The 21,771-nt window shown below is 69.5% G+C and carries 22 protein-coding genes; 8 read left to right on the top strand and 14 right to left on the bottom strand.

What is annotated here, in order from left to right; all coding sequences use genetic code 11:
- Positions 1-37: 37 nt before the first annotated feature.
- A complete protein-coding gene (locus B128_RS0109510; protein WP_026175158.1) occupies positions 38-484 on the bottom strand; it encodes a c-type cytochrome in 447 nt (148 codons plus the stop codon).
- 206 nt (positions 485-690) lie between these two features.
- Between B128_RS0109510 and B128_RS0109505 the strand changes: the two genes are divergently transcribed.
- The 6 genes from B128_RS0109505 to B128_RS0109480 are packed head-to-tail and all read left to right on the top strand — an operon-like array spanning position 691 to position 7,041.
- Positions 691-1,968: an ABC transporter substrate-binding protein gene (locus B128_RS0109505; protein WP_018112039.1), complete on the top strand. Its 1,278-nt coding sequence runs from the start codon at positions 691-693 to the stop codon at positions 1,966-1,968.
- On the top strand, positions 1,969-2,832 hold the full coding sequence (locus B128_RS0109500) for an ABC transporter permease subunit (protein ID WP_018112038.1): 864 nt from the start codon (positions 1,969-1,971) through the stop codon (positions 2,830-2,832).
- Positions 2,829-3,899 carry a branched-chain amino acid ABC transporter permease gene (locus tag B128_RS0109495; RefSeq protein WP_018112037.1) on the top strand — a complete coding sequence of 357 codons (1,071 nt, stop codon included), beginning with the start codon at positions 2,829-2,831 and terminating at the stop codon, positions 3,897-3,899. The genes B128_RS0109500 and B128_RS0109495 overlap by 4 nt, the downstream gene beginning before the upstream one ends.
- The gene (locus B128_RS0109490; protein ID WP_018112036.1) at positions 3,896-5,554 is read left to right on the top strand and encodes an AMP-binding protein; all 1,659 of its coding nucleotides are present in this window, start codon (positions 3,896-3,898) and stop codon (positions 5,552-5,554) included. Before B128_RS0109495 ends, B128_RS0109490 begins: the two co-directional genes overlap by 4 nt.
- A complete protein-coding gene (locus tag B128_RS0109485; protein ID WP_018112035.1) occupies positions 5,541-6,305 on the top strand; it encodes an ABC transporter ATP-binding protein in 765 nt (254 codons plus the stop codon). Before B128_RS0109490 ends, B128_RS0109485 begins: the two co-directional genes overlap by 14 nt.
- Entirely contained in the window at positions 6,298-7,041 is a 744-nt protein-coding gene (locus tag B128_RS0109480) for an ABC transporter ATP-binding protein (protein WP_018112034.1), read from the top strand. Before B128_RS0109485 ends, B128_RS0109480 begins: the two co-directional genes overlap by 8 nt.
- Here B128_RS0109480 and B128_RS0109475 read toward each other — a convergent pair.
- Genes B128_RS0109475 through B128_RS0109440 form a run of 8 tightly spaced genes read right to left on the bottom strand, consistent with a single transcriptional unit; the run spans position 7,038 to position 14,322 of the window.
- Positions 7,038-8,600 (bottom strand): thiamine pyrophosphate-dependent enzyme, encoded by a 1,563-nt coding sequence (locus tag B128_RS0109475; RefSeq protein ID WP_018112033.1) that lies wholly within the window; start codon positions 8,598-8,600, stop codon positions 7,038-7,040. The two genes, B128_RS0109480 and B128_RS0109475, sit on opposite strands and share 4 nt — an antisense overlap.
- 8 nt (positions 8,601-8,608) lie before the next feature.
- On the bottom strand, positions 8,609-9,367 hold the full coding sequence (locus tag B128_RS0109470) for an SDR family oxidoreductase (RefSeq protein WP_018112032.1): 759 nt from the start codon (positions 9,365-9,367) through the stop codon (positions 8,609-8,611).
- The gene (locus tag B128_RS0109465; protein ID WP_018112031.1) at positions 9,367-10,974 is read right to left on the bottom strand and encodes a long-chain fatty acid--CoA ligase; all 1,608 of its coding nucleotides are present in this window, start codon (positions 10,972-10,974) and stop codon (positions 9,367-9,369) included. Before B128_RS0109465 ends, B128_RS0109470 begins: the two co-directional genes overlap by 1 nt.
- Before the next feature lie 33 nt (positions 10,975-11,007).
- On the bottom strand, positions 11,008-11,361 hold the full coding sequence (locus B128_RS0109460; RefSeq protein WP_018112030.1) for a PaaI family thioesterase: 354 nt from the start codon (positions 11,359-11,361) through the stop codon (positions 11,008-11,010).
- On the bottom strand, positions 11,358-11,825 hold the full coding sequence (locus B128_RS0109455; protein WP_018112029.1) for a MaoC family dehydratase: 468 nt from the start codon (positions 11,823-11,825) through the stop codon (positions 11,358-11,360). The genes B128_RS0109460 and B128_RS0109455 overlap by 4 nt, the downstream gene beginning before the upstream one ends.
- Positions 11,825-12,595: an SDR family NAD(P)-dependent oxidoreductase gene (locus B128_RS12360; RefSeq protein WP_018112028.1), complete on the bottom strand. Its 771-nt coding sequence runs from the start codon at positions 12,593-12,595 to the stop codon at positions 11,825-11,827. Before B128_RS12360 ends, B128_RS0109455 begins: the two co-directional genes overlap by 1 nt.
- 28 nt (positions 12,596-12,623) lie before the next feature.
- Positions 12,624-13,760: an acyl-CoA dehydrogenase family protein gene (locus tag B128_RS0109445; protein WP_018112027.1), complete on the bottom strand. Its 1,137-nt coding sequence runs from the start codon at positions 13,758-13,760 to the stop codon at positions 12,624-12,626.
- Complete coding sequence (locus B128_RS0109440; RefSeq protein WP_018112026.1) at positions 13,747-14,322, bottom strand: TetR/AcrR family transcriptional regulator; 576 nt, start codon at positions 14,320-14,322, stop codon at positions 13,747-13,749. The genes B128_RS0109445 and B128_RS0109440 overlap by 14 nt, the downstream gene beginning before the upstream one ends.
- A gap of 94 nt (positions 14,323-14,416) precedes the next feature.
- Between B128_RS0109440 and B128_RS0109435 the strand changes: the two genes are divergently transcribed.
- Positions 14,417-15,106: a gamma-glutamyl-gamma-aminobutyrate hydrolase family protein gene (locus tag B128_RS0109435; protein ID WP_018112025.1), complete on the top strand. Its 690-nt coding sequence runs from the start codon at positions 14,417-14,419 to the stop codon at positions 15,104-15,106.
- Here B128_RS0109435 and lysA read toward each other — a convergent pair.
- The gene (lysA, locus tag B128_RS0109430) at positions 15,103-16,266 is read right to left on the bottom strand and encodes a diaminopimelate decarboxylase (protein WP_018112024.1); all 1,164 of its coding nucleotides are present in this window, start codon (positions 16,264-16,266) and stop codon (positions 15,103-15,105) included. The genes B128_RS0109435 and lysA overlap by 4 nt on opposite strands.
- A gap of 32 nt (positions 16,267-16,298) precedes the next feature.
- Here lysA and nagA point away from each other — a divergent pair, with 32 nt between their 5' ends.
- Positions 16,299-17,375 (top strand): N-acetylglucosamine-6-phosphate deacetylase, encoded by a 1,077-nt coding sequence (gene nagA, locus B128_RS0109425; RefSeq protein ID WP_018112023.1) that lies wholly within the window; start codon positions 16,299-16,301, stop codon positions 17,373-17,375.
- Here the strand turns inward: nagA and nikC are convergent.
- From nikC to B128_RS0109405, 4 genes are all read right to left on the bottom strand, one after another.
- Positions 17,372-18,196 (bottom strand): nickel transporter permease, encoded by an 825-nt coding sequence (nikC, locus tag B128_RS0109420; protein WP_018112022.1) that lies wholly within the window; start codon positions 18,194-18,196, stop codon positions 17,372-17,374. The two genes, nagA and nikC, sit on opposite strands and share 4 nt — an antisense overlap.
- On the bottom strand, positions 18,189-19,196 hold the full coding sequence (locus B128_RS0109415; protein ID WP_018112021.1) for an ABC transporter permease: 1,008 nt from the start codon (positions 19,194-19,196) through the stop codon (positions 18,189-18,191). The genes nikC and B128_RS0109415 overlap by 8 nt, the downstream gene beginning before the upstream one ends.
- Before the next feature lie 49 nt (positions 19,197-19,245).
- On the bottom strand, positions 19,246-20,808 hold the full coding sequence (locus B128_RS0109410; protein ID WP_026175157.1) for an ABC transporter substrate-binding protein: 1,563 nt from the start codon (positions 20,806-20,808) through the stop codon (positions 19,246-19,248).
- A gap of 75 nt (positions 20,809-20,883) precedes the next feature.
- A complete protein-coding gene (locus B128_RS0109405) occupies positions 20,884-21,675 on the bottom strand; it encodes an SDR family NAD(P)-dependent oxidoreductase (protein WP_018112019.1) in 792 nt (263 codons plus the stop codon).
- Between the last annotated feature and the right edge of the window lie 96 nt (positions 21,676-21,771).

The following is a 21,771-nucleotide window of genomic DNA, read 5'->3' as shown; positions in this document are numbered from 1 at the left end:
CACGACCCGGTCCCCTCCCCAGCCCAGGCCAACAACCCTAAAGCCCAAGGGCCCGCCGCATGGCGTAGACCCTGTCCGGGGTCAGGTTCTGGGCCCGTTCCCTCTTCACCTCCTCCGGGGTGAAGGGCTTGAAGCCGGCGGGAGGCTTATTGCCGAGGCTGGTGGCCAAGTAGTTCAGAATGGAGGCGATCTGATTGTCCTTGAGCTGGGGGCCCCATGGGGGCATGGCCGCGTTGTAGACCTGCCCCTTTACCCGGATCTCCCCCTGTAGGCCGAAAAGCACCACGCGGATCAGGTAGGCCCGCCCATCCTTCCTGGCCAGGATTTCCTGCACGTGGCCCGCCAGCGGGGGAAAGGCGCCTGGCATCCCTTGGCCGTTGGCTTGATGACACGTGGCACAGTACTGGTTGTAAAGGGCCTGGCCGCTTTGCCCCATGGCCAACCCCCCAAGGAGGGCCAACAGCGCCACTCCCAGCTTGTACATGGCTACCCCCAGGGACATTTTAGCGGAACCCCATGGTCCCCCGGACCAAAAGGCACCTAAACCCTTGACAGGCTGACGCGCAGGGGTTAGCCTGGTACCAACCGACTGGTCAGTAACAACCCAGGTCGTCCTTTGCGTCCCCCCTTCGACATGGGCCCAGCAGGTGGGCGTTCCAAGAAGAAAGGAGGCTGAGGCGAATGGTTCGGATGGCGGCTTTGGTCCTGGGGCTAGTCCTGGGAGGGGGTAGCCTGGCCCAGGTTCTGCGCATCGGCGTGGTGGGCCCCATGGCCTTCGTGCAGGGGGAGCACACCTGGTACGGGGCCACCCTGGCGGCGGAGGAACTCAACCGGGCCGGGGGGGTGCTGGTGGGCAACCAGCGCTACCGGATTGAACTGGTGCGGGTGGACACCAACGAGATGACCAGCGTTACCGATGCCGCTACCGCGGTGGAGAGGGCCATCACCGCCCAGCGGGTGGACTTCCTCATCGGGGGCTTCCGCAGCGAGGCCGTGCTGGCCATGACCGAGGTGGCCGCGGACTACAAGAAGCCCTTCATCATCACCGGGGCTGCCCTGGATGGCATCCTGGCCGGCCGGGTGGACCGCAACTACGAGCGCTTCAAGTACCTCTTCCGGGTGAGCCCCACCAAGTCCAGCGACCTGGCCCGCACCTCCCTCCTCCTCCTGGGGGAGGTGATCCAGGCGGTGCGGCGCGACCTTAGGATTGAGCGGCCCAAGGTGGCCATCCTGGCGGAGCGGGCCGCCTGGGCTGACCCCCTGGTGGAGACGGCCAGCCGGCTCATCGCCGCCCCCCCACCCCAGGGGTACGGGGCCGAGGTGGCAGGCACCTGGCGACCCTCGGCCACGGCCACCGACGTCACCCCCGAGCTCACCGCCATCCAGCGGGCCGGAGCCCAGGTGATCTTCACCGTGCTCTCCGGCCCCGTGGGGGTACCCTTCGGACGGGACTGGGGCCGGCTGAAGATCCCCGCCGCCGCCGTGGGCATCAACGTGGAGGCGCAGCAGGAGACCTGGCTCAAGGCCACGGACAACCTGGGGGCCTACGTGGCCACCCTGAACACCCTGGCCCCGGCCGTGGCCATCACCCCCAAGACCATTCCCTTTATCACCAACTTCCAGGCCCGCTTCAAGCAGTTCCCCATCTACACCGCCAGCGGGGCCTACGGGGCACTTTACATCCTGGCCGAGGCCCTGAACCGGGCGGGCACCACCGCGGCGGATGCGGTGGTGCGGGCCCTCGAGGCCACCGACTACACGGGTCCCGCGGGGCGCATCGTCTTTGACAAAACCCACGACGTCACCTGGGGCCCCGGGTACACCACGGGGCTTGGGGTGCAGTGGGTGGAGGGCCGGATGCAGGCCTTCTGGCCGCGGAACTGGCGGGTGGGGGACCGGGTGGTGAGCTACGCGGGGGTGCGGCCCTACCAGCTTCCCCCCTGGGTGGTGGAGGCCTGGAGGCGGTAGATGCTCTCCGCCATCCTGGTCAATGGCCTGGTCCTGAGTGGCATCTACGGCATGCTGGCCCTGGGGTTCGCCCTCACCTACGGGGTGGCCCGCATCCTGAACCTGGCCCACACCGCCTTCTACATGGCGGCCGCCTACGGGCTCTTCTTCTTCCTGGGGCGGATGGGCTTTGCCCCCGCCGCCCTGCTGGCCTCCTTGCTGGTGCTTCTCATCGCCCTGGCGGCCTACAAGCTCCTTCTGGAACCCCTGCGGGAGCACGAGGCCACGGTCCTCATCGTCACCATTGCCCTGGCCCTTCTCCTGCAGGAGGCGGTGCTCCTCCTCTTCGGGGCGCACTTCCGCTCCGTGCCCGCCCTCCTGCCGGGGTTCGTGGAGGTCTTCGGGGTGCGGGTGGCCCAGCAGGCCCTTTTGGCCCTCCTCTTCGCTGGGGTGGTGCTCCTCCTGGCCTGGGCCCTCCTCAAGGGGACGCGGCTTGGCCTGGGAATCCGGGCGGCGGCCCAGGACCAGGAGGCGGCGGAGCTGGTGGGCATCAGCCTCTCCCGGGCGGGGAACTGGGCGGTAGGGCTTGGGGCCTTCCTGGCCGCCCTGGCCGGGCTGGCGGTGGCCCCCATGGCCACCCTCGAGCCCCACATGTGGAACGCCCCCCTGCTGGTGGTCCTGGCCGCGGTGGTCCTGGGGGGGCTGGGGAGCCTGCCCGGGGCGCTTTTGGGGGCGGTGGTCCTGGCCTTCGCCGAGGTGACGGTGGTGAACCTGGTGCCGGGCGGGGCCTTTTTGCGCACGGCGGTGGCCCTTCTCATCCTGGTGCTGGTCCTGGTCTTCCGGCCTGAGGGACTCTTTGGGACGGCCTTCGCGGAGGAGCGATGACGAGTCCCTTGCGCATCTGGTCCCTTCCCTGGGCCCTGCGCTACCTGAAGCACGAGGTCCTGGCCCTGCCGGGGCGTACCGCGGCGCTCCTCTTTGTCCTCTTCCTCCTCCTCTTCCCCCTCTTCAGCCAGGACCCCTACCTCCTCAGGGTCCTCACCCTCACCGCCCTCTTCGCCCTATATGCCGCAAGCTGGGACCTGCTTTCCGGGTACACCGGCCAGGTGAGCCTGGGGCACGCCTTCTTCTTTGGCCTGGCCGGCTACGCCTCCGCCATCCTGGGCCGGGAGCTGGGCCTTCCCCCGGCCCTCACCATCCCCTCGGGGGCCCTCCTGGCCACCCTGGCGGGGGTCCTGGTGGGCCTCCCCTCCTTGCGGCTTCGGGGGCCCTACCTCTCCCTGGTCACCCTGGCCTTCCCCATCATCGCCACGGGGCTCATCTTCCTCTTTCCCCGCTTCACTGGCGGGGAGCTTGGCCTTTCGGGCCTTCCCCGCCTAGGGCAGAGCCGGCTGGAGGAGTACTACCTGGTGGTGGGGATCTTCCTCCTTTCGGTCCTCTTCCTGTGGAAGCTGGCGGGCTCGAGGGTGGGCCTCTTCTTCCACGCCATCCGGGAGGACGAGGTGGCGGTGCGCATGGTGGGGGTGAACACCGTGCGCTACAAGCTCCTGGCCTTCGCAGTGAGTGCCTTCTTCGCGGGGCTTTCTGGGGGGCTCCACGCCCACTACCTGCGGGTGGCGGGGCCGGACAGCCTCTCCCTTTTCAACTCCATCCAGCCGGTGATCTGGTCCGTCTTTGGCGGCATCGCCACCATCTACGGCCCGGTGGCGGGGACCTTTCTCCTCTTTCCCTTCCTGGAGGCCCTGCGGGTGGCCGAGGAGCTCCGCATGCTGGCCTTCGCCCTCCTCATCCTCCTGGTCATGCGCTTCCTGCCCCAGGGGGTGGTCCGGGGGGTCCTGGAGCGGCTGGAGGAGGAGTGCCCCCGGTGCAAGGTGAAAAACGCCTTCACCCGCAAGGCCTGCCGGGCCTGCGGCGTGCCACTCCACCTGGAGGCTAGGGAGGTCAAGCCATGACCCAGACCCTCTACTGGCAAAGGCCCTGGCTCCGCTTCTACCCCCCCGGAACCCCCGAGGGGGTGGAGGTGCCCGAGGGGAGCGTGGGGGAAAAGGTGGCCGAGGCCTTCGGGGCTAGGGCGAAAGAGGTGGCCCTCATCTACTACGGGCGGGCCTACCGCTACGGGGAGCTTCTGGAGGGCATCCAGCGCTTCGCTGGGGGGCTTAGGGGCCTGGGGCTCAAGCCAGGAGACCGGGTGGGGCTCTACCTGGCCAACAGCCCCCAGTTCGCCATAGCCTACCTGGGCATCCTCTGGGCCGGGGGGGTGGTGGTGCCCGTAAGCCCCCTTTACACCTCCCACGAGCTCCGCCACCAGCTCACGGACTCGGGGGCCCGCTTCCTGGTGGTGCAGGATGCCCTCCTGGAGAACGCCCTGAAGGCGGGGGCAAGCCTGGAGGGGGTGATCGTGGCCTCCCCCAGGGAGGCCCTGCCCTCCTGGCAGCGGCTTTTCGTGCGCCCCCTGCCCGTACCCCAGGCGCCGGGCATCCTCCCCTTCGCCCACCTCCTGCGGGCCGCCCCGGCGGCCCCCGAGGCCCGGGGGGGCGAGGACCTGGCCGCCCTGCCCTACACGGGGGGGACCACAGGCCTGCCCAAGGGGGTGGAGATCACCCACCGGAACATCCTGGCCGCCCACCGCATGGTCCAGAGCCTGAACCCCTTCACCCAGAGGAGCACCATCCTGGCCTTCCTGCCCTTCTACCACATCTACGGCCAGGTGGTCCTCCTCCTGGGGGGGCTCCTCTCGGGGGCCCGGCTGGTGGTCTTCTCCACCCCGGACCCCGACTGGATCCTCGAGGCCATGGTGCGCTACCGGGCCACCCACTTCTTCGGCGTCCCCTCCCTCTACGAGGTCCTGCGGGATCACCCCAAGAGCCACTGGGTGGACTGGAGGCGGCTTCAGGTGGTGGTGAGCGGGGCCGACACCCTGCACGAGGCCACGGCGGAGGCCTTTGCCAGGCGCACGGGCCGGGAGATCGCCGAGGGGTACGGGATGACGGAGACCACCTCGGTGAGCCACATCAACCCCCGGGACCGGGTCAAGCGGGGTTCCTTCGGCATCCCCCTCCCCGGCATCCAGGCCCTGGTAGTGGACCCCGATACCCTGGAGCCGGTGCCCGTGGGGGAGGTGGGGGAGCTGGCCCTGGCCGGGCCCAACGTGACCCGGGGGTACTGGCGGCGGGAGGAGGAGAACGCCCGGAGCTTCTTCACCCAAAAGGGGGTGCGTTTCTTCCGCACCGGCGACCTGGTGCGCATGGACGAGGAGGGGTACTTCCACTTCTACGACCGGGCCAAGGACATGATCAAGTACAAGGGCCGGCCGGTCTTCCCCCGGGAGATTGAGGAGGTTCTGCGGGGCCACCCCCTGGTGAAGGCCGCGGGGGTGGTGGGGGTGCCCGACCCCAGGGTGGGAGCCTACCCCAAGGCCTACGTGGTCCTGGAGCCCGAGGCCCGGGGCAAGGTGACGGAGGAGGACCTCCTGGCCTTCCTGGCGGAGAGGCTTGCCCCCTACAAGCTTCCCAAGGAGATTGAGTTCCGGGGCGAGCTCCCCAAGACCGACGTGGGCAAGGTCTCCCGAAGGGAGCTGAGGGAGGAGGTGGAGGGTGGGGCTGCTTGAGGCCCATGGGCTTTCCAAGCGCTTTGGGGGCCTCCAGGCCCTCTACAAGGTGGACCTGAGGGTGGAGGAGCGGGAGATCGTGGGCCTCATCGGCCCCAACGGGGCGGGCAAAACCACCCTCCTGCGGCTCCTCCTGGGCATCCACCGCCCGGACGAGGGCCGGGTGGTCTTCAAGGGGCAGGAGATCACCCACCTGCCCACCTGGGAGCGGGTGGAACTGGGCTTGGCCGCCACCTTCCAAAACCCCAGGCCCCTAAGGCGCCTGCCGGTGATCGCCAACGTGCTGGTGGCCGCCTACGGCCCCCGGGGAGGGAGGAAGGGGGACTGGGTGAAGCGGGCCGAGGCCCGGGCCCTGGACGCCCTGGAGTTCGTGGGCATCGCCGACAAGGCCAAGGAGCCCGCCTCGGTGCTCTCCCAGGGGGAGCTGAAGCGGCTGGAGATCGCCCGGGCCCTGGCCACGGAGCCCGAGCTCCTCATCCTGGACGAGCCCTTTGCCGGCCTTACCCCGGTGGAGACCGAGCTTCTGGCCAAGTCCCTGGCCCGCCTGCGGAAGGGAGGGCGGTTCGGCCGGCTCCACAGCGAGGGGTGCGCCATGGTGATCATTGAGCACAAGCTCTCCGAGCTCTTCAAGATTGCCGACCGGGTGGTGGTGCTCAACTTCGGCGAGGTACTGGCCGAGGGGACGCCGGAGGCCATAGCCCAGGACCCGCGGGTGATGGAGGCCTACCTGGGGGAGGGGGCCTATGCTTGAGGTGAAGGGGCTTTCCCTCCTCTACGGCAAGGCCCAGATCCTCTTCGGGGTAGACCTGGAGGTGCGGGAAGGGGAGCTGGTCTGCCTGGTGGGGCCCAACGGGGCGGGCAAGACCAGCTTCCTCCGGGCCATCTCCGGGCTGGTGCGCCTCGAGGCCTGGCTCCACCGGGGCACCAAGGCGGGGGACATCCGGCTTACGGGGGAGGTGCGCTTCCTGGGGCAACGGATAGACGGCCTACTCCCCCACCAGATCGCCCGGCTGGGCCTGGTGCTCTGCCCGGAAAGGCGGCGCCCCTTCAAGGAGCTCACCGTGGAGGAAAACCTCCTGGCGGGAGGGCTTCTCCTGCCCAAAGGAGAGGTGAAGCGGCAGCTTGGCTTTGTCTACGAGCTCTTCCCCCGGCTGGCGGAAAGGCGGGGGCAACGGGCCGGCAACCTCTCCGGGGGCGAGCAACAAATGCTGGCTATCGGCCGGGCCCTCATGGGCCGTCCCCGGCTGCTGGCCATCGACGAGCCCTCCACCGGCTTAGCCCCCAAGGTGCGGGCCCTTGTCTTTGAGCAGATCGCCCGCATCCGCCAGGAGGGGATCACCGTGCTCCTGGTGGAGCAGGAGGCCGCCCGGGCCCTGGCCCTGGCCGACCGGGCCTACGTGCTCTCCAATGGCCGCCTGGTGCGCCAGGGGCCGGCGGCAAGCCTGCTAGAGGACCCCCAGTTCCAGCGCACCTACCTTGGCCTCTAGAAGACGGGAACCGGGGTGGGGTCCAGGAGGACCTCCAGGAGGAAAGGCCCCCGGGAAAGCTCCGAAAGGGCCTCTTCCAGCTCCGCCTGGGTCCCCACCCGCCGGGCTTCTACCCCGAAGGCCTGGGCCAGGAGGGCGAAGTCCACCCCCGTAAGGGCTAGGCCCGGGACCTCCGCCCCCCGCCCCGGGTAGAGACCTTCGGCCAGCCCCTTGAGGATGCCGTAGCCCCGGTTGTTGAGGACCACGAAGACCACGTCTAAGCCCTCCTCCCGGGCAGTGTAGAGGGCCTGGGGGGCAAAGAGAAAGGACCCATCCCCCACCAGGGCGGCCGCGGCCTCCCCCGCCAAAGCCGCCCCCACCGCGGCCGCCGGGGCGTAGCCCAGGCCTCCGCTGGCGGCGTGCAGGTACCCTCCCCCCTCCCGCCTCAGGGCCCGGCGGAAGGGGGGGCTTAGGGAGATGGCCTCGTCCACCAGGAAGCGGCCCGACAGGGCCTCGGCCAGCCGGGCCACCGCGTAGAGGGGGTTCAGGCCCAAAGGCCCCTCAGCCGGAGGCAGGGAGGGCGGAGGCAAGGGAAGAAGGGACCCCTCCCTGGGGACCACCCCCTGGGCCAGGCGGCGGAGGGCCTCGGCCACGTCCCCCAGGTAGACCTCCTGGGCCTCGGCCTTGGCCGCCTCCCAGGGGTCGTCGGTGAGGAGGAGGACCCGGGTGCCCTGGGGCACGGGGGAAGCGGGGGAGTAGGGATAGCGGAGGAAGCAGGGCGCCCCCACCACCAGGACCAGGTCGTAGGGGGCCAGGAGGGCCTGCAGGCGGGCCGCCACCGGGGGCAGGACGCCGCGGTAGAGGGGGTGGTGGGTGGGAAAGGGGTGCCGGGGGCTGATGGGGTCGGAGAAGACTGGGGCCTTAAGGGCCTCGGCTAGGGCCAGGGCGGCCCGGCGGGCGCCCGGGGTGTCCGCCCCCGCCCCCAGGACCAGAGCCGGGTGCTGCGCCTGGGAAAGGGCTTCTGCCAGCCCCTCCAGCCCCTGGGGAGGGCCGGGAGGGTGCAGGGCCTTGAACCTGGGGGGCGGGGCCTCCTCCTCCCAGAGGTCCATGGGGAAGACCACCACCACCGGCCCCCTCGGGGGGGTGAGGGCCAGGTGGTAGGCCCTCTCCAGGGCCTCGGGCACGTCCTCAGCCCGCTCCACGGCCAAAGCGGCCTTGGCCACGGGTCTAGCCATCTCCACCAGGGGCCCGGCCAGGAGGGGCTCATGGAAAAGGTGGCGCCGGTCCTGCTGGCCCACGGTGACCAGGAGGGGGGATCGGTTCTTCCAGGCGGTGTACAGGGCCCCCATGGCGTTGCCCAGGCCGGGGGCCGCGTGGAGATTCACCATGGCCGGCCTGCCGCCCGCCTGGGCGTAGCCGTCGGCCATGGCCACCACCACCCCCTCGTGGAGGCCGAGGACGTACCGGGCGGTGCCCTCGAGGCCCAGGAGGAAGGGAAGCTCGGTGGAACCGGGGTTGCCGAAGACCAGGGAGAAGCCCCGCTCCCGAAGCCAGAGGTGGGCGCTTTCCCGGGCCCGCATCCTGCCCCCTAGAGGGCCGTGGCCCCCCCGTCCACGGGGAGGATGGCCCCGGTGATGTAGTCCGAGGCGGGGCTAGCGAGGAAGAGCACCGCCCCCCCCAGCTCCCCCGGCTGCCCGGGGCGGCCCAGGGGGAGGGTGGCCTTCAGGTAGGCCTCCGCCCGGGGGAGGACCTTCTCCGTCATGCGGGTGGGGAAGAAACCCGGGGCCAGGGCGTTGACCCGGATGCCCCACCGCCCCCACTTCACGGCCAGGTCCCGGGTGAGGGCGATGAGCCCCCCCTTGGAGGCGGAGTAGCCCACCGCGTCCAGGACCTCGGGGAACTCCCCCTTGAGCCCGGCCACCGAGGCGATGTGGAGAATTTTGCCGTAGCCCCGCTCCTTCATGCGCCGGGCCGCGGCCCGGCTGGCCAGGAAGGCCCCCACCAGGTTCACCTCCAGGACCTCCCGCACCTTCTCCGTGGGCATCTCCAGGCTGGGGGCTCCCCAGCTGATGCCGGCGGCGTTCACCAGGATGGAAAGGGGGCCAAGCTCACGCTCCACCTCCTCCACCACCGCCTCCAGCCGGGCCTCGTCCCGCACATCCCCCTCCAGGTAGAGGGCCTCCCCCAGCACCTTGCGGGCCTCCTCAAAGAAGGCCGCCCGCCGGGCCAGCACGGCCACCTTGGCCCCCGCCTCCCTCAGGGCCAGGGCGGCCTCGAGACCAAGCCCCCGGGACCCCCCGGTCACCAGGGCCACCCGGCCGTCCAAGCGAAACTTTTCCAGAAACATCAGACACCTCCCTGAAAGAAGTCCTTGTACTGCTCCCTCAGAGCCCGCTTGAGGAACTTTCCGGCGCTGGTCCTGGGGATCTCCTCCACGAAGACGTAGGCATCGGGAAGCTGCCACCTGGCAAATCCCGCCTGGAGGAGGTGGGCCTGGAGCTCCTCCTCCGAAGGCCTCTCCCCCCGGGGCACCACCACGGCCAGGGGACGCTCCTGCCACCTGGGGTGGGGGATGGCCACCACCGCCGCCTCCTTCACCTGGGGGTGGCCCATGAGGGCGTTCTCCAGGTCCACGCTGGAGATCCACTCCCCCCCGGATTTGATGAGGTCCTTGAGGCGGTCCTTGATCTCCAGATAGCCCTCCTCATCCCAGACGGCGATGTCCCCGGTGCGGAACCAGCCGTCCCCCGTGAGGGCAGTGCGGCTGGCCTCCGCGTTCTGGTAGTAGCCCGCAGTGATCCAGGGGCCTTTAAGCTGGACCTCCCCCATGGTCCTGCCATCCTTGGGCACGGGCCGTCCCTCCTCGTCCGCCACCCGCAGGCGGATGAGGGGGATGGGCAACCCCGTTTTGGCCTTTAGGGAGATTTTCTCCTCCTCCGAGAGGCCCTGGAGGTGGCTCTTGAGGAAGTTCTGCACCACCACCGGGGAGGTCTCGGTGAGGCCGTAGCCCTGGCGCACCTCCACCCCCATGGCCTCAAAGCGGGCAATGAGGCTCCGGGGGGCCGCCGAGCCCCCCACCACCAGGCGCTTTAGGGTCCTGAGGCGGTGGCCGGTGGCCTCCAGGTGGTCGGCCAGGGCCAGCCAGACCGTGGGCACCCCGGCGGTGAAGGTAACCCCCTCCGCGTCAAAGAGCTCCACCAAGGAGGCGGGGTCTAGCTTGGGCCCAGGCAGGACCTGCTTGGCCCCCACCAGGGTGGCGGCGTAGGGCAGGCACCAGGCGTTCACGTGGAACATGGGCACCACCGGCAGGACCACGTCCGCCTCCGAGAGGGCGGTGCCGTCCGTGAGGTTGGCCGCCAGGCTGTGGAGGACCAGGGCCCGGTGGCTGTAGACCACCCCCTTGGGCAGGCCGGTGGTCCCGGTGGTGTAGGCCATGCCGCAGGCGGCCCGCTCGGGCACCCGCACGGGGTCCAGCTCCTCCCCCAACAGGGCCTCGTAGGCCAGGTACCCCTCGGGGGCGGTTTGGTCCATGACCACGTAGTGGGCCACGGTCCTGAGCTCGGGCCTTAAGGCCTCCACCAGGGGGAGGAGCTGGGGGTCAAAGAGGAGGACCCTGTCCTCCGCGTGGTTCAGGATGTAGGCGATCTCCTTGGGGGAAAGGCGGGGGTTGGCGGTGTGGAGCACCGCCCCCATGCCGGGCACGGCGAAATAGGCCTCCAGGTGGCGGAAGTGGTTGAAGCCCAGGGTGGCCACCCGGTCCCCCACCCCCACGCCCAGGGCGCGGAGCCCCCCCATGAGCCGGCGGGCCCGGCGGTGGACCTCCGCGTAGGTGGTGCGGTGCACCTCCCCCGTGTGGAGGCGGGAAACCACCTCCTTCCTGGGGAAAAGCTCCGACGCCCTTTCCAGGAAGTCCCAGAGGTTGAGCTCCTCCGCCATCATGGTGCTCGGGAACATCTTGGCCTCCTTGAGGTTGAACCCAGTATACTCTCAGCCCACCCGGTAGAAGACCCCCTTGGCGTAGGCCACCCGCTCCTCCCCCAGCCAGGCCTCCCCTACGGCGTGGAAAAGCCGGTTCCCCGCGTGGATGACCCTTCCCCGGGCCAAAAGCACCCCCTCCCGCACCGGGCGCAGGTAGCTCACGGAAAGCTCCGCGGTCACCACCCGCACGCCAAGCCCCTCCACCGCCTGGCCCAGGGCGCTGTCCAGAAGGGCCGCCAGGATGCCCCCGTGGACCAGCCCCTGGCCCTGGAGAAACTCCTCCCGCACGGGAAGGCGGAGCTCCGCCTCGCCCCCCTCCCGCCGCAGGACCTCCGCCTGGAACCAGCGGGCGAAGGGGCTCATGCCCCACCCGCTTCCGCAGGAACAGGCCGCCTGCGGATCATGGTCACGAACTCCCCCTCCTGCACCACCTCGCCCCGCTGGTTCAGCACCCGCACCCGTTGCACCACCACCCCGCGGTCGGGCTTGGAGGTCTCGTGCTTCTCCAGGATCTCGCTCTCCCCCCGCACGGTGTCCCCGATGAAGACGGGCTTGAGGAACTTGTAGTTGCGGATCTCCATCCAGGCGATCACCGTGCCCTCAAAGTGCCCTGAGCGCTGGCGCAGGCCGGTGAGCATGGAGAGCACCAGAAGCCCGTGGGCGATGCGCTGGCCGAAGGGAGTGGTCTTGGCGAACTCCGCGTCGGTGTGGATGGGGTTGTAGTCCCCCGAAACCCCGGCGAAGTTCACCACGTCCGCCTCCGTCACGGTACGGGCTGGGGTCTGGAACCGCTGGCCGACCTCAAAGTCCTCGAAGTACATGGGCATCACACCACCTCCTTGCCACCAAACCCCGGGGGAAGCCCCGGGGGTCCCACAATGGAACGGCCCCCGTCCACGAAAAGGGCCTGGCCGGTGATGAAGCTGGCCTCATCGGAAAGGAGGAAAAGGGCCGCCTGGGCCACCTCCCAAGGCCGCCCCGAGCGCTTGAGGGGGGAGGCCTCCACCTCCTGGGCCCAGGACCACGGGGGAAGCCCCGCGGTCATGCGGGTTTCAATGAGGCCGGGCACCAGGGCGTTCACCCGGATTCCCTTCCGGGCCAGCTCCAGGGCCAGGGTGCGTACCAGGCCCACCACTCCCATCTTGCTGGCCGCGTAGTGGGCCACGCCCAGGGCCCCCAGGGCGGCCACCGAGCCGGTGAGGACCAGGCTGCCCCCCGCCATCACCTCCCCAGCCTTCTTGGCCACCAGGAAGCTTCCCGTGAGGTTGACCCTGAGGACCTCCTCCCACGCCTCCAGGGACATCTTCCAGAGGAGGCGGGAGCGGGCCACCCCGGCGAAGTGGGCCACCCCGTCCAGACGGCCGAACTCCTCCAGGGCTTCGGCGAAGGCCTTCTCCACCCCTTCAGGGTCAGCCACGTCCGCAGGGACGGCCAGGGCCTCCGCGTCAAGGGCTCCCACCGCTTCCGCCAGGGGGTCGGCCTCGAGGTCCACCCCCACCAGCCGAGCCCCCTCCTTTGCGAAGAGCTCCAAAGCCGCCCGCCCAATCCCGTGGGCCGCCCCCGTGACCAGGATGACCTTGCCCTCTAGCCGTCCCATGAGCGCATCCGATGCCCGGCCTCCTGCTTCAGGCAAACCCCTTCATCCCCGTGAGGTGCGCCCCGATGATGAGCCGCTGCACCTCGCTGGTGCCCTCGTAGAGGGTGAGGATGCGGGCATCCCGGTAAAGCCGGGCCACCTCGTACTCCTCCAGGAAGCCGTACCCCCCGTGGACCTGGATGGCCCGGTAGGCCACCCGGTTGGCGGCCTCGGAGGCGTAGAGCTTGGCCAGACTGGCCTCCAGGGTGTACCGCTCCCCCTTCTGCTTCTTCCAGGCCGCCTGGTAGGTGAGGAGGCGGCTGGCCTCGAGGTCCAGCTTCATCTCCGCCAGATGGCCTTGGACGAGCTGGAAGGAGGCCACAGGACGGCCAAACTGCTCCCGCTCCCGGGTGTACCGCAAGGAGAGGTCCAGGGCCCGCTGCATAAGCCCCACCGCCCCCGCCGCCAGGGAGATGCGCCCGGTATCCAGGGTGGCCATGGCAATGCGGAAGCCCTCCCCTTCGCGTCCCAGCACCCGATCCTCGGGCACCCGCACCCCGTCCAGGAAGACCACCCCGGTGTCCGCCGCCCGAAGGCCCAGCTTGCCCTTCAGGGGCTGGGTCCTCACCCCGTCCCCCCGTTCCACCAAAAAGCAGGTGATGCCCCGGGCCCCGGCCTGGGGATCGGTCTTGGCGAAGATGAGGAAGACCTCGGCCACGTTGGCGTGGGAGATGAAGGTCTTCTGCCCCTCCAGCACGTAAAAGGCCCCGTCCCGATGGGCCCTGGTCCGAAGGCTTGCCGCATCCGAGCCCGAACCCGGCTCCGTGAGGCCGAAGGCCCCGAGGATCTCTCCCCGGGCCAGCCTGGGAACGTAGCGCCGCTTCTGCGCCTCCTTGCCAAAGGTGAGGAGGGGGGTGAGGACCAGGCTCTGCTGCACGGAGAGGATAGAGCGAAGGGAGGAAACCCCTCCAAGCTCCTCCAGGAGGGCGATGTAGGCCCAAAAGTCCAGGCCCGCCCCCCCTAGCGCCTCGGGGACGAAGACCCCCAAAAACCCCAGCTCCGCCATCCGCTCCACCAGGGGCCAGGGGAAGGCCTCCTTGGCCTCGTACTCCCAGAGAAGAGGCCGTGCCTCTTCCAAAAACCGCCGGGCCAGCTCGCGGATCTCCCTGTGCTCAGGTACTTCCATCTTCAAGCCCCCTCAGGATCAGGTCAAAGTACCCCCGGGCCACCTCCTCAGCCCGCATGGGCCCCCCGGGGCGGAACCAGCGGATCATCCAGTTGAGCATGGAAAGCACCGCCCGTCCCGCCAAGGCCACGTCCACGGGGCGGAAGACCCCCTGGGCCATCCCCCGCCGCAGGATTTCCCGCAGGTTAGCCTCGTGCCGGTCCCGCAGGGCCACGGTCCTGGCGCGGTTTTCCGGGGAGAGGCTCTTGATGCCTTGGAGCATGGTGACGAAGAAGGCGTAGTTCTCCTCAAAGAAGCGGGCGTGGGCCTCCATGAACTGGCGGAGGGCCTCCCGGGGGTCCTCGGTCCCGAGGGCCTTCTCCCCTGCCCTGAGGAGGCCCTCCAGGGCCAGGAGGCTGATCTCGGCCAGGATCTCCTCCTTGCTGCGGAAGTGGTGGTACAAAGCCGCCTTGGAAAGGCCCAGGGCCTGGGCAATGTCCTGAACGCTGGTGGCCTCGTAGCCCTTCTCGGTGAAGAGCTTTGCGGCCTCCTCCAGGATGCGGTCGCGGGTGGTGGTCACCATGGCTCACCGACCGGTCGGTAAGCACACCATACCCTCATCCCACCCCTCCCGTCAAGGAGGCAGGTCCCGGAGCCGTCTGGACTAGACTGAGGCAATGCGCCGCATTGGGGTGGCCACCCAGTCCCGCCTGAGCGAGGGCGTCATGAGGGCAAGGTTTTGGGGCGTGCTGGAGCCCTACCTGGAAACCCTGGCCGCCCAGGGCCTGGCCTATGTCCTCCTGCCCCCGCAACCCCCAGAGGCCCTGGAGCGCATCCTGCCCCATCTGGACGGCCTCCTCCTGCCCGGGGGCGGGGACCTGGACCCCCTCCTCTACGGGGAAGAGCCCCATCCCAGGTTGGGGGAGGTGAGCCCGGAACGGGATGGCCACGAGCTTTTCCTGGCCCGGTACGCCGCCAGCCAAGGCCTCCCCACCCTGGGGGTCTGCCGGGGTCTGCAGGTGATGAACGTGGCCCTGGGGGGAAGCCTCTACCAGGACCTCGAGGCCCAAGGGCCCAACAGGGTACAGCACTTCCAAAAAAGCCCTCCTCCGGCCCTGGCCCACACCGTGCGCCAGGTGGGACCAAGCCCGCTGAACACCCTCTTCCCCGAAACCTTCCGGGTCAACTCCTATCACCACCAGGGGATCAAGGCCTTGGGCCAGGGACTGAAGCCGCTAGCCGCGGCCCCAGACGGTTTGGTGGAAGCCGTGGCCCTGGAGGGACACCCCTTCTTCCTGGGGGTGCAGTGGCACCCGGAGCTCTTGCGGGAGCACTGGGGCCTCTTTGGCCTCCTGAAGCAGGCCTAGCCCTCATTTGCCCAGAGGCTTTCTAGTGCATCCCTCTCCCGCAACACCTCCCACCCCTCCCCCGTCCAGAGGAGCTCCTTGGGCCTGGGGGTGTCCAGGTAGGTGAGGGCCATGCTCCCCCCGTAGGCCCCGGCCTGCAGGAGGGCGAGGGCATCCCCCTCCTTGGGCACGGGAAGGCGCACGCCCCGGGCCAGCACGTCCCCCGCCTCGCAGGCGGGGCCTGCCAGGTCAAACTCCCCTTCCGCTTGGGAAGCGTATAGGGGCAGGACCGGGTGGCGGGCGCCATACAGGGCGGGGCGGAGCAGGGCAGTCATCCCCCCGTCCAGGAGGAGGTAGCGCCGCCGGGTCTCCTTCAGGCCCACCACCCGCACCACCAGCACCCCGGCCTCGGCCAGGAGGAAGCGGCCCGGCTCCAGCCAGACCTGGGCGCCGTACAGGCGGGCAAGCGCCTGCATGGGGTGGGAGAGGGCCTCGAGGTCCAGCCCCAAGCCAAACCCACCCCCAAGGTCCAGCACCGCCACCGGCCCCACCTGGGGGAAGAGGGCCTCCAGCACCCGGTAGCCCTGGAGGAAGTCCTCCACCCTGTCCAGGGCCGAGCCCAAGTGAAGGTGGAGCCCCAAAAACCCAAGCCCCCGCTGGCGAATGGCCTGCACAAGCCCCGGCACCGCCTCGGGCAGGACGCCAAACTGGCTCTCCCCCCTGCCCGTGGCCAGGTGGCCGTGGGTGCGCACGGGAAGGTCCGGGTTCACCCGGAGGAGGACCCGGGCCTGGGGCAGGTGGCGGGCCACCCGCAAAATGTCCCCCTCCGAGTCCAGGACCACCACCGGCGAACGTTCCCGCAGGGCCAAAAGGGCCTCCACGGGTTTCACCGGGCCATTCCAGACCACTTCCTCGGGTCCAAACCCCGCCCGGTAGGCCCGCAAAACCTCGCCCAAGGAGACCGCTTCCGCCCCCAGGCCCAAACCCCGAAGCCGGCGGAGCAGGCCCAGGCGTGGGTTGGCCTTTAGGGCGTAGAGGAGGCGGGCGAAGGGGAAGGCCCGCCGCATGCGGGCCACCTGGACCACCACCCGGGTCCAGTCGTAGGCGTAAAAGGGGGTGGACTGGTCCGGGAGAAGCCTCCGCAGGGCCTCTAAGAACCTGGGGTCTAGAGAAGGCTCCATTCCCTTAGCCTAGGGGATAGGCTAGCGAAAGGATGGCCGGGGTGCTAGAAGGCCTGCTTCTCCTCCCCCAAGGATGGATGCGGGGCCGCATCCGCTTCACCGAGCGCATAGAGGCCCTGGAGGAAGCCCCTGTGGAAGGCCCCCTCATCCTCCCCGGCTTCCTGGACCTCCACGTGCATGGGGGCGGAGGATACGAGGTAATGGCCGGCAGGGAGGGCGTGGAGGGCACCGCCGCCTTCCACCTCCGCCACGGCACCACCGGCCTCCTCCCCACCACCCTCACCGCACCCCTACCCCACCTGGAAAGCGCCCTCCTGGCCATCCAGGAGGCCATGAAAGGCCCCCTGGGCGAGGCCATCCTGGGCGCCCATCTGGAAGGCCCCTTCCTCAACCCCAAGCGCCTGGGGGCCCAGCCCCCCTTCCCCCTTCCCCCAGACCCGGAGGTGGCCCAGCGCCTCCTCTCCCTCGCCCCCGTGCGCGTCCTCACCCTGGCCCCCGAGCTCCCCGGGGCCCTGGACCTCATCCGCCTCCTGGCCGAGAGGGGAGTCCGGGTCCAGCTGGGCCACACCGCCGCCACCTACGGGGAGGCCCTGGCCGCCCTGGAGGCGGGGGCCTCCGGCTTCACCCACCTCTACAACGCCATGACCGGCCTGCACCACCGGGAGCCCGGGGTGGTGGGCCTGGCCCTGGAGCGGGGAGCGTGGGCGGAGCTCATCCCCGATGGCCTCCACGTGCACCCCGCCGTCCTCCGGCTGGCCCTCAGGGCCATCCCCGGGCTCTACTTCGTCACGGACGCGGTGGCGGCCGCGGGCATGCCCGACGGGGAGTATCCCCTGGGGGAGGGGCGGGTGGTCAAGCGGGGGGAGGGGGTGTGGCGGGGGGATTCCCTGGCGGGGAGTGCCCTCACCATGGACGAGGCCCTGCGGCGGCTGGTGGCCTGGGGGGTTTCCCTGGAGGAGGCGGCCTGGCGGCTCAGCCTCTACCCCGCCCGCTACCTGGGCCTTCCCGACCGGGGGGAGATCGCCGTGGGCAAGCGGGCGGACCTGGTGGTGCTGGACGAAGACCTGCGGGTCCAGGCCGTCTACCTGGGGGGGAGGCGGGTGGGCTAGCGCCCCCTGGGGTCCAACACGTCCCTCAGCCCATCCCCCAGGAGGTTGAAGGCCAGCACGGCGAGAAGGATGCCCACCGCGGGTGCGGTGGCCGCCCAGGGGGCCTCGGCCATGTAGTTGCGGGTCTCGGCCACCATGGCCCCCCACTCCGGGGTAGGGGGCTGGGCTCCAAAGCCGATAAAGGAAAGGCCCGCCGCCGTTAGGATGGCCGCCCCCACCTCGTAGCTGGCCTGGACTAGAACAGGGGTGAGGGCGTTGGGCAACAGGTGGCGCAGGAGGATGCGGCCTGAACCCGCCCCCAGGGCCCTGGCCGCCTCCACAAACTCTCGCTCCCTCAGGGCCAGGACCTGGGCCCGAACCAGGCGGGCGTAGATGGGCCAGGTGACCAGGGCCACGGCGATCACCGTGTTCACCAGGTTGGGCCCCAGGGCGGCGGCGATGGCCATGGCCAAAATGAGGGAAGGAAAGGCAAAAAAGATGTCGGTGAGCCGCATGAGGAGGTTGTCCCACCTCCCCCCAAGCCCCCCCGCCAGCAGGCCCACCGCCGTACCCAGGAGGCTGGCCAGGAAGACCACCCCAAAGCCAACCCCCAGGCTGATGCGGGCCCCATGGACCACCCGGGCCCAGACGTCCCGCCCCAGCTGGTCCGTGCCCAAGGGGTGCTCAGGGCTAGGGGGTTTCAGGCGCTCCAGGAGGTTTTGCTCCAGGGGGTCCTTGGCCAAGGAAGGCCCGAGGAGGGCAAGGAGAAGAAGGGCAAGGAGAAGCCCCAACCCCAGGACCGCCCCGGGGTTGCGGAAGAAGCGGCGCAGGAGCTTACGCATAGCGGATCCTCGGGTCCAAGAGGGCGTAGAAGAGGTCCACCAGGAGGTTCAGGAGGGAGTAGACCAGCCCCACCAAAAGGGTCACCCCCATGACCGCCGGGAAGTCCAGGCTGGTGGCCGACTGGGTGACGTACCGCCCCAATCCCGGCCAGGAGAAGATGGTCTCCGTGAGCACGGCCCCGGAGAGCAACCCCCCCATGAGCCCACCCAGAAGGGTGAGGACAGGGAGGGCCGCGTTTTTAAGGGCGTGCCGGAAGACCACCTGCCTCTCGGCAAGACCCTTGGCCCAGGCGGTACGGATGTAGTCCTGGGAGAGCACCTCCAGCATGGCCGCCCGCACCATGCGGGCCAGGAGGGCGGCAGAGGCTGAGCCCAGGACGAAGGCGGGCAGGACCAGGTGGTGGAGGGCATCGCGGAAGGCCACCCAGTCCCGGGCCAGGAGGGCATCCAAGGTGACCATGCCGGTCACCGGGGGTGGGGGGATGAGATAGGGGTCCAGCCGGCCAGGTCCGGGAAGTAGCCCCAGCTTCCGGTGGAGCAACTCCAGGAGGAGGATGGCCAGGAAGAAGACCGGGGTGGAGCCCAGGAGCAGGGCCATGAGGCGCACCAGCAAGTCCGGGGCGCGGTTTTGCCGCAAGGCGGCCCAGATCCCGGCGGGCAGGCCCAAGCAAACGGCGACCAAAAAGGCCGCCAAGGAGAGCTCCAGGGTGGCGGGGAAGAACTCCTTAAGGTCTTCCGCCACGGGGCGGCCCGTGCGCAAGGAGCGCCCCAGGTCCAGTTGTAAAAGCCGTTGCAGGTAGAGGCCGTACTGCACCAGGAGGGGCTTGTCCAAGCCGTAGCGCTCCCGGAACTCCCGGATCTGCTCCTCACGAGCATTTTCGCCTAGGGCGGCCACCGCCGGGTCAATGGGGATGACCTGGGCGATGACAAAGGTGACGAAGGTGATCCCTACCCCCACGAAGAGGACCAAAAAAAGCCTTTTCAGGATATAGGCGCCCATAGGAAAAGCCCGCGGCAGGAGGCCACGGGCTTCACTATACCCCAAAGGCCTAGGGCTGCTTGCCCACCTGCCACAGGGGAACGGACATCATGGGGTTCTTCAGGAACCCCTCCACTTTGGCGGAGAGGCCTATGGGAAGGGCAGGCTGGTAGAGGACCACATAGGGCCCCTCCCGCAGGACCTTCTCGGTGAGGATTTTGTAGAGGGCCCTGCGCTTTTCGGGATCGGCCTCGAGGGCCGCCTGCCGGGCCAGCTTGGCCGCCACCTCGTCATTGTAGCTGTTGCGCCAGGCCAGGGAGCGGGCACCAAAATCCGACCAGGGGGTGGCGTTGCCATCGGGGTCGGGGAAGTCGGGGCTCCAGCCCGCCAGGACCATCTGGTGGTTCTGGGCCCGGTAGGTGGCCAGAAGCTCGGCGTTGGCGATGGTGCGGATCCTGGCCCGCAGGCCGGCCTTGGCCATGTCGGCCTGGAGCTTAGCGGCCACGTCCGGGCAGGGGACCCCACCGCCACAGATACCGGTGCTGGCCAGAAGCTCAAACTCCAGCCCCTGGGGGTAGCCCGCCTCCGCCAGGAGCCTCCTGGCCCGTTCGGGGTCGTACCGGTAGGGCGTCGTGGGGTTGTGGCCGAGGAGGCCCTTGGGGATGAAGGTCTGGACCTTGATGGCGTTGCCCTGCAAAAGCCCCTGGACCAGCTCGTCCTGGTTCACCGCCCAGCGCACCGCCTCCCGCACCTTGGGGTTGGCAAAGGGGCTTCCTGCCTTCATGTTCATGGCCAGGTACTGGAGGCGCAGGGTCTCGGCCCGCACCACCTTGAAGCGGGGGTTGGCGGCGATGGCCCGCAGGGCCTCAGGGGTGAGCCCCTCGGCGATGTCTATTTCGCCGGACTCCAGGGCCGTACGGAGCACCGCCGGCTCCTGGATGTAGCGCAGGACCACCCGCTGGACCTTGGGCTTAACCCGGGCGTGGGGGTTGGCCTCGAGGATCACCTGGTTCCCCCGGTCCCAGCGCACCAAGCGGTAAGGCCCGGAGCCCGCGGAGTTGTTGGTGAGGAAGTCCTTGCCGAAGTCGCCTCCCTTGGCGTTCTTTTGGGCCTCCTCCGAGTCCACGATGCCCCCGATGGTGAAGGTGAGGATGGAGAGGAAGGACTGGGGGGAGGCGGTCTTGGGGATGCGCACCTCCACGGTATAGGGGTCCAGGGCCTTGGTGGCGCCAGGCTTGAGCTGGGCGATGTCGGTGAAGAGGAAGGAGCCCGGGCCCTTCAAGGCCAGGGCCCGCTCAAAGCTGAAGACCACGTCCTTGGCCGTTACCTCCCGCCCCGTGGAGAACTTGCTTCCCCGACGGAGCTTGAAGGTGAGGACCCAGTCCGTGGTCCCACGCTCCACCCGCCAGCTCTCGGCCAGGCCCGGGCGGAGGGTGGAAAGGTCGTTGCCCTCAAAGCGCACCAGGGTCTCATAGAGATTGTCGGCGATCATCACCCCGGTGAACTCGTAAACCACCTGCGGGTCCAGGGTGATGAGGTCCGTCCAGTCCCCGCCATAGACCAGGACCTGGGTCCGGTCCTGGGCAAAGGCCAACCCCAAAAGCATCGCAAACCCCAAAAGCCAACGCCGCATACCGCCTCCTCTCCGGGTTGAAGACCCTTGTGGCCAATCCTACGTTTTCCCCAGAAGCAGGGTCAAGACCTAGGCTCAAAGGGGTGGGGTGAACCGCCCGTCCACCGCCGTCCACCCTCCGTCCACCAGGAAAAGGGTGCCGGTGACGTAGCTGGAAGCGGGGGAGGCCAGGTAGACCACGGCCATGGCCACCTCCTCGGGCTTCCCCCAGCGGCCTAGGGCCGTCTTCCCTGCATACGCCCGGTACCAGTCGGGATGGGCCTTGATGGGAGCGGTGAGGGGGGTCTCAATGGGCCCCGGGGCCACGGCGTTGGCCCTGACCCCGTAGGGCCCAAGCTCCGCGGCCAGGGCGCGGATAAGCTGCAGGATTCCCGCCTTGGTGGCGGCATAGACCCCCTGGCCCGGCTCCACCACCAGGGCCCGGATGGAGGCGAAGGCGATGAGGCTACCCCCACCCTGGGCCCGCATGGCCCTGCCCCCGGCCTGGAGGAGACGGAGGGTACCCTTCAGGTTTAGGTCCACCACCCGGTCCACCTCCTCCTCGGTGTAGTCCAGGAGGGGCTTGCGCACGTTGATGGCCGGGGTGGAGACCAGGGTGTCCAGGCGGCCGTGGGCCTGCACCACCCCCTCCACCAGGCGGGCCGCGGCCTCCTTGTCCCCCAGGTCCATGGGGTGGGCCTCCGCCTGGCCCCCGGCCTCCAGGATGGCCTTCAAGGCCTCCTCCAAGCCCTTCTCGTCCCGGTCCGCCAGCACCACCCTGGCCCCGAAGGCGGCCAGGGCCTCGGCCGAGGCCCGGCCGATCCCCGAGGCCGCCCCCACCACCAGGGCCACCTGGCCCCTGAGGTCAAAAAGGCTCCGGTAGTCCATAGACTTTGCCCCCATACTACGCCCCCCCACTCCAGGTGCAAAGGCCCGGCTTGCAATCCCCAGTCCTCAGGAGGAAGATGGGGACCAAAGGAGGAA

The organism is Thermus igniterrae ATCC 700962 (genome assembly GCF_000376265.1).
GTDB classification, from domain to species: Bacteria; Deinococcota; Deinococci; order Deinococcales; family Thermaceae; genus Thermus; species Thermus igniterrae.
Note: the sequence above shows the minus strand (reverse complement) of the source record. Positions and strands in the feature narration are given on the sequence as shown.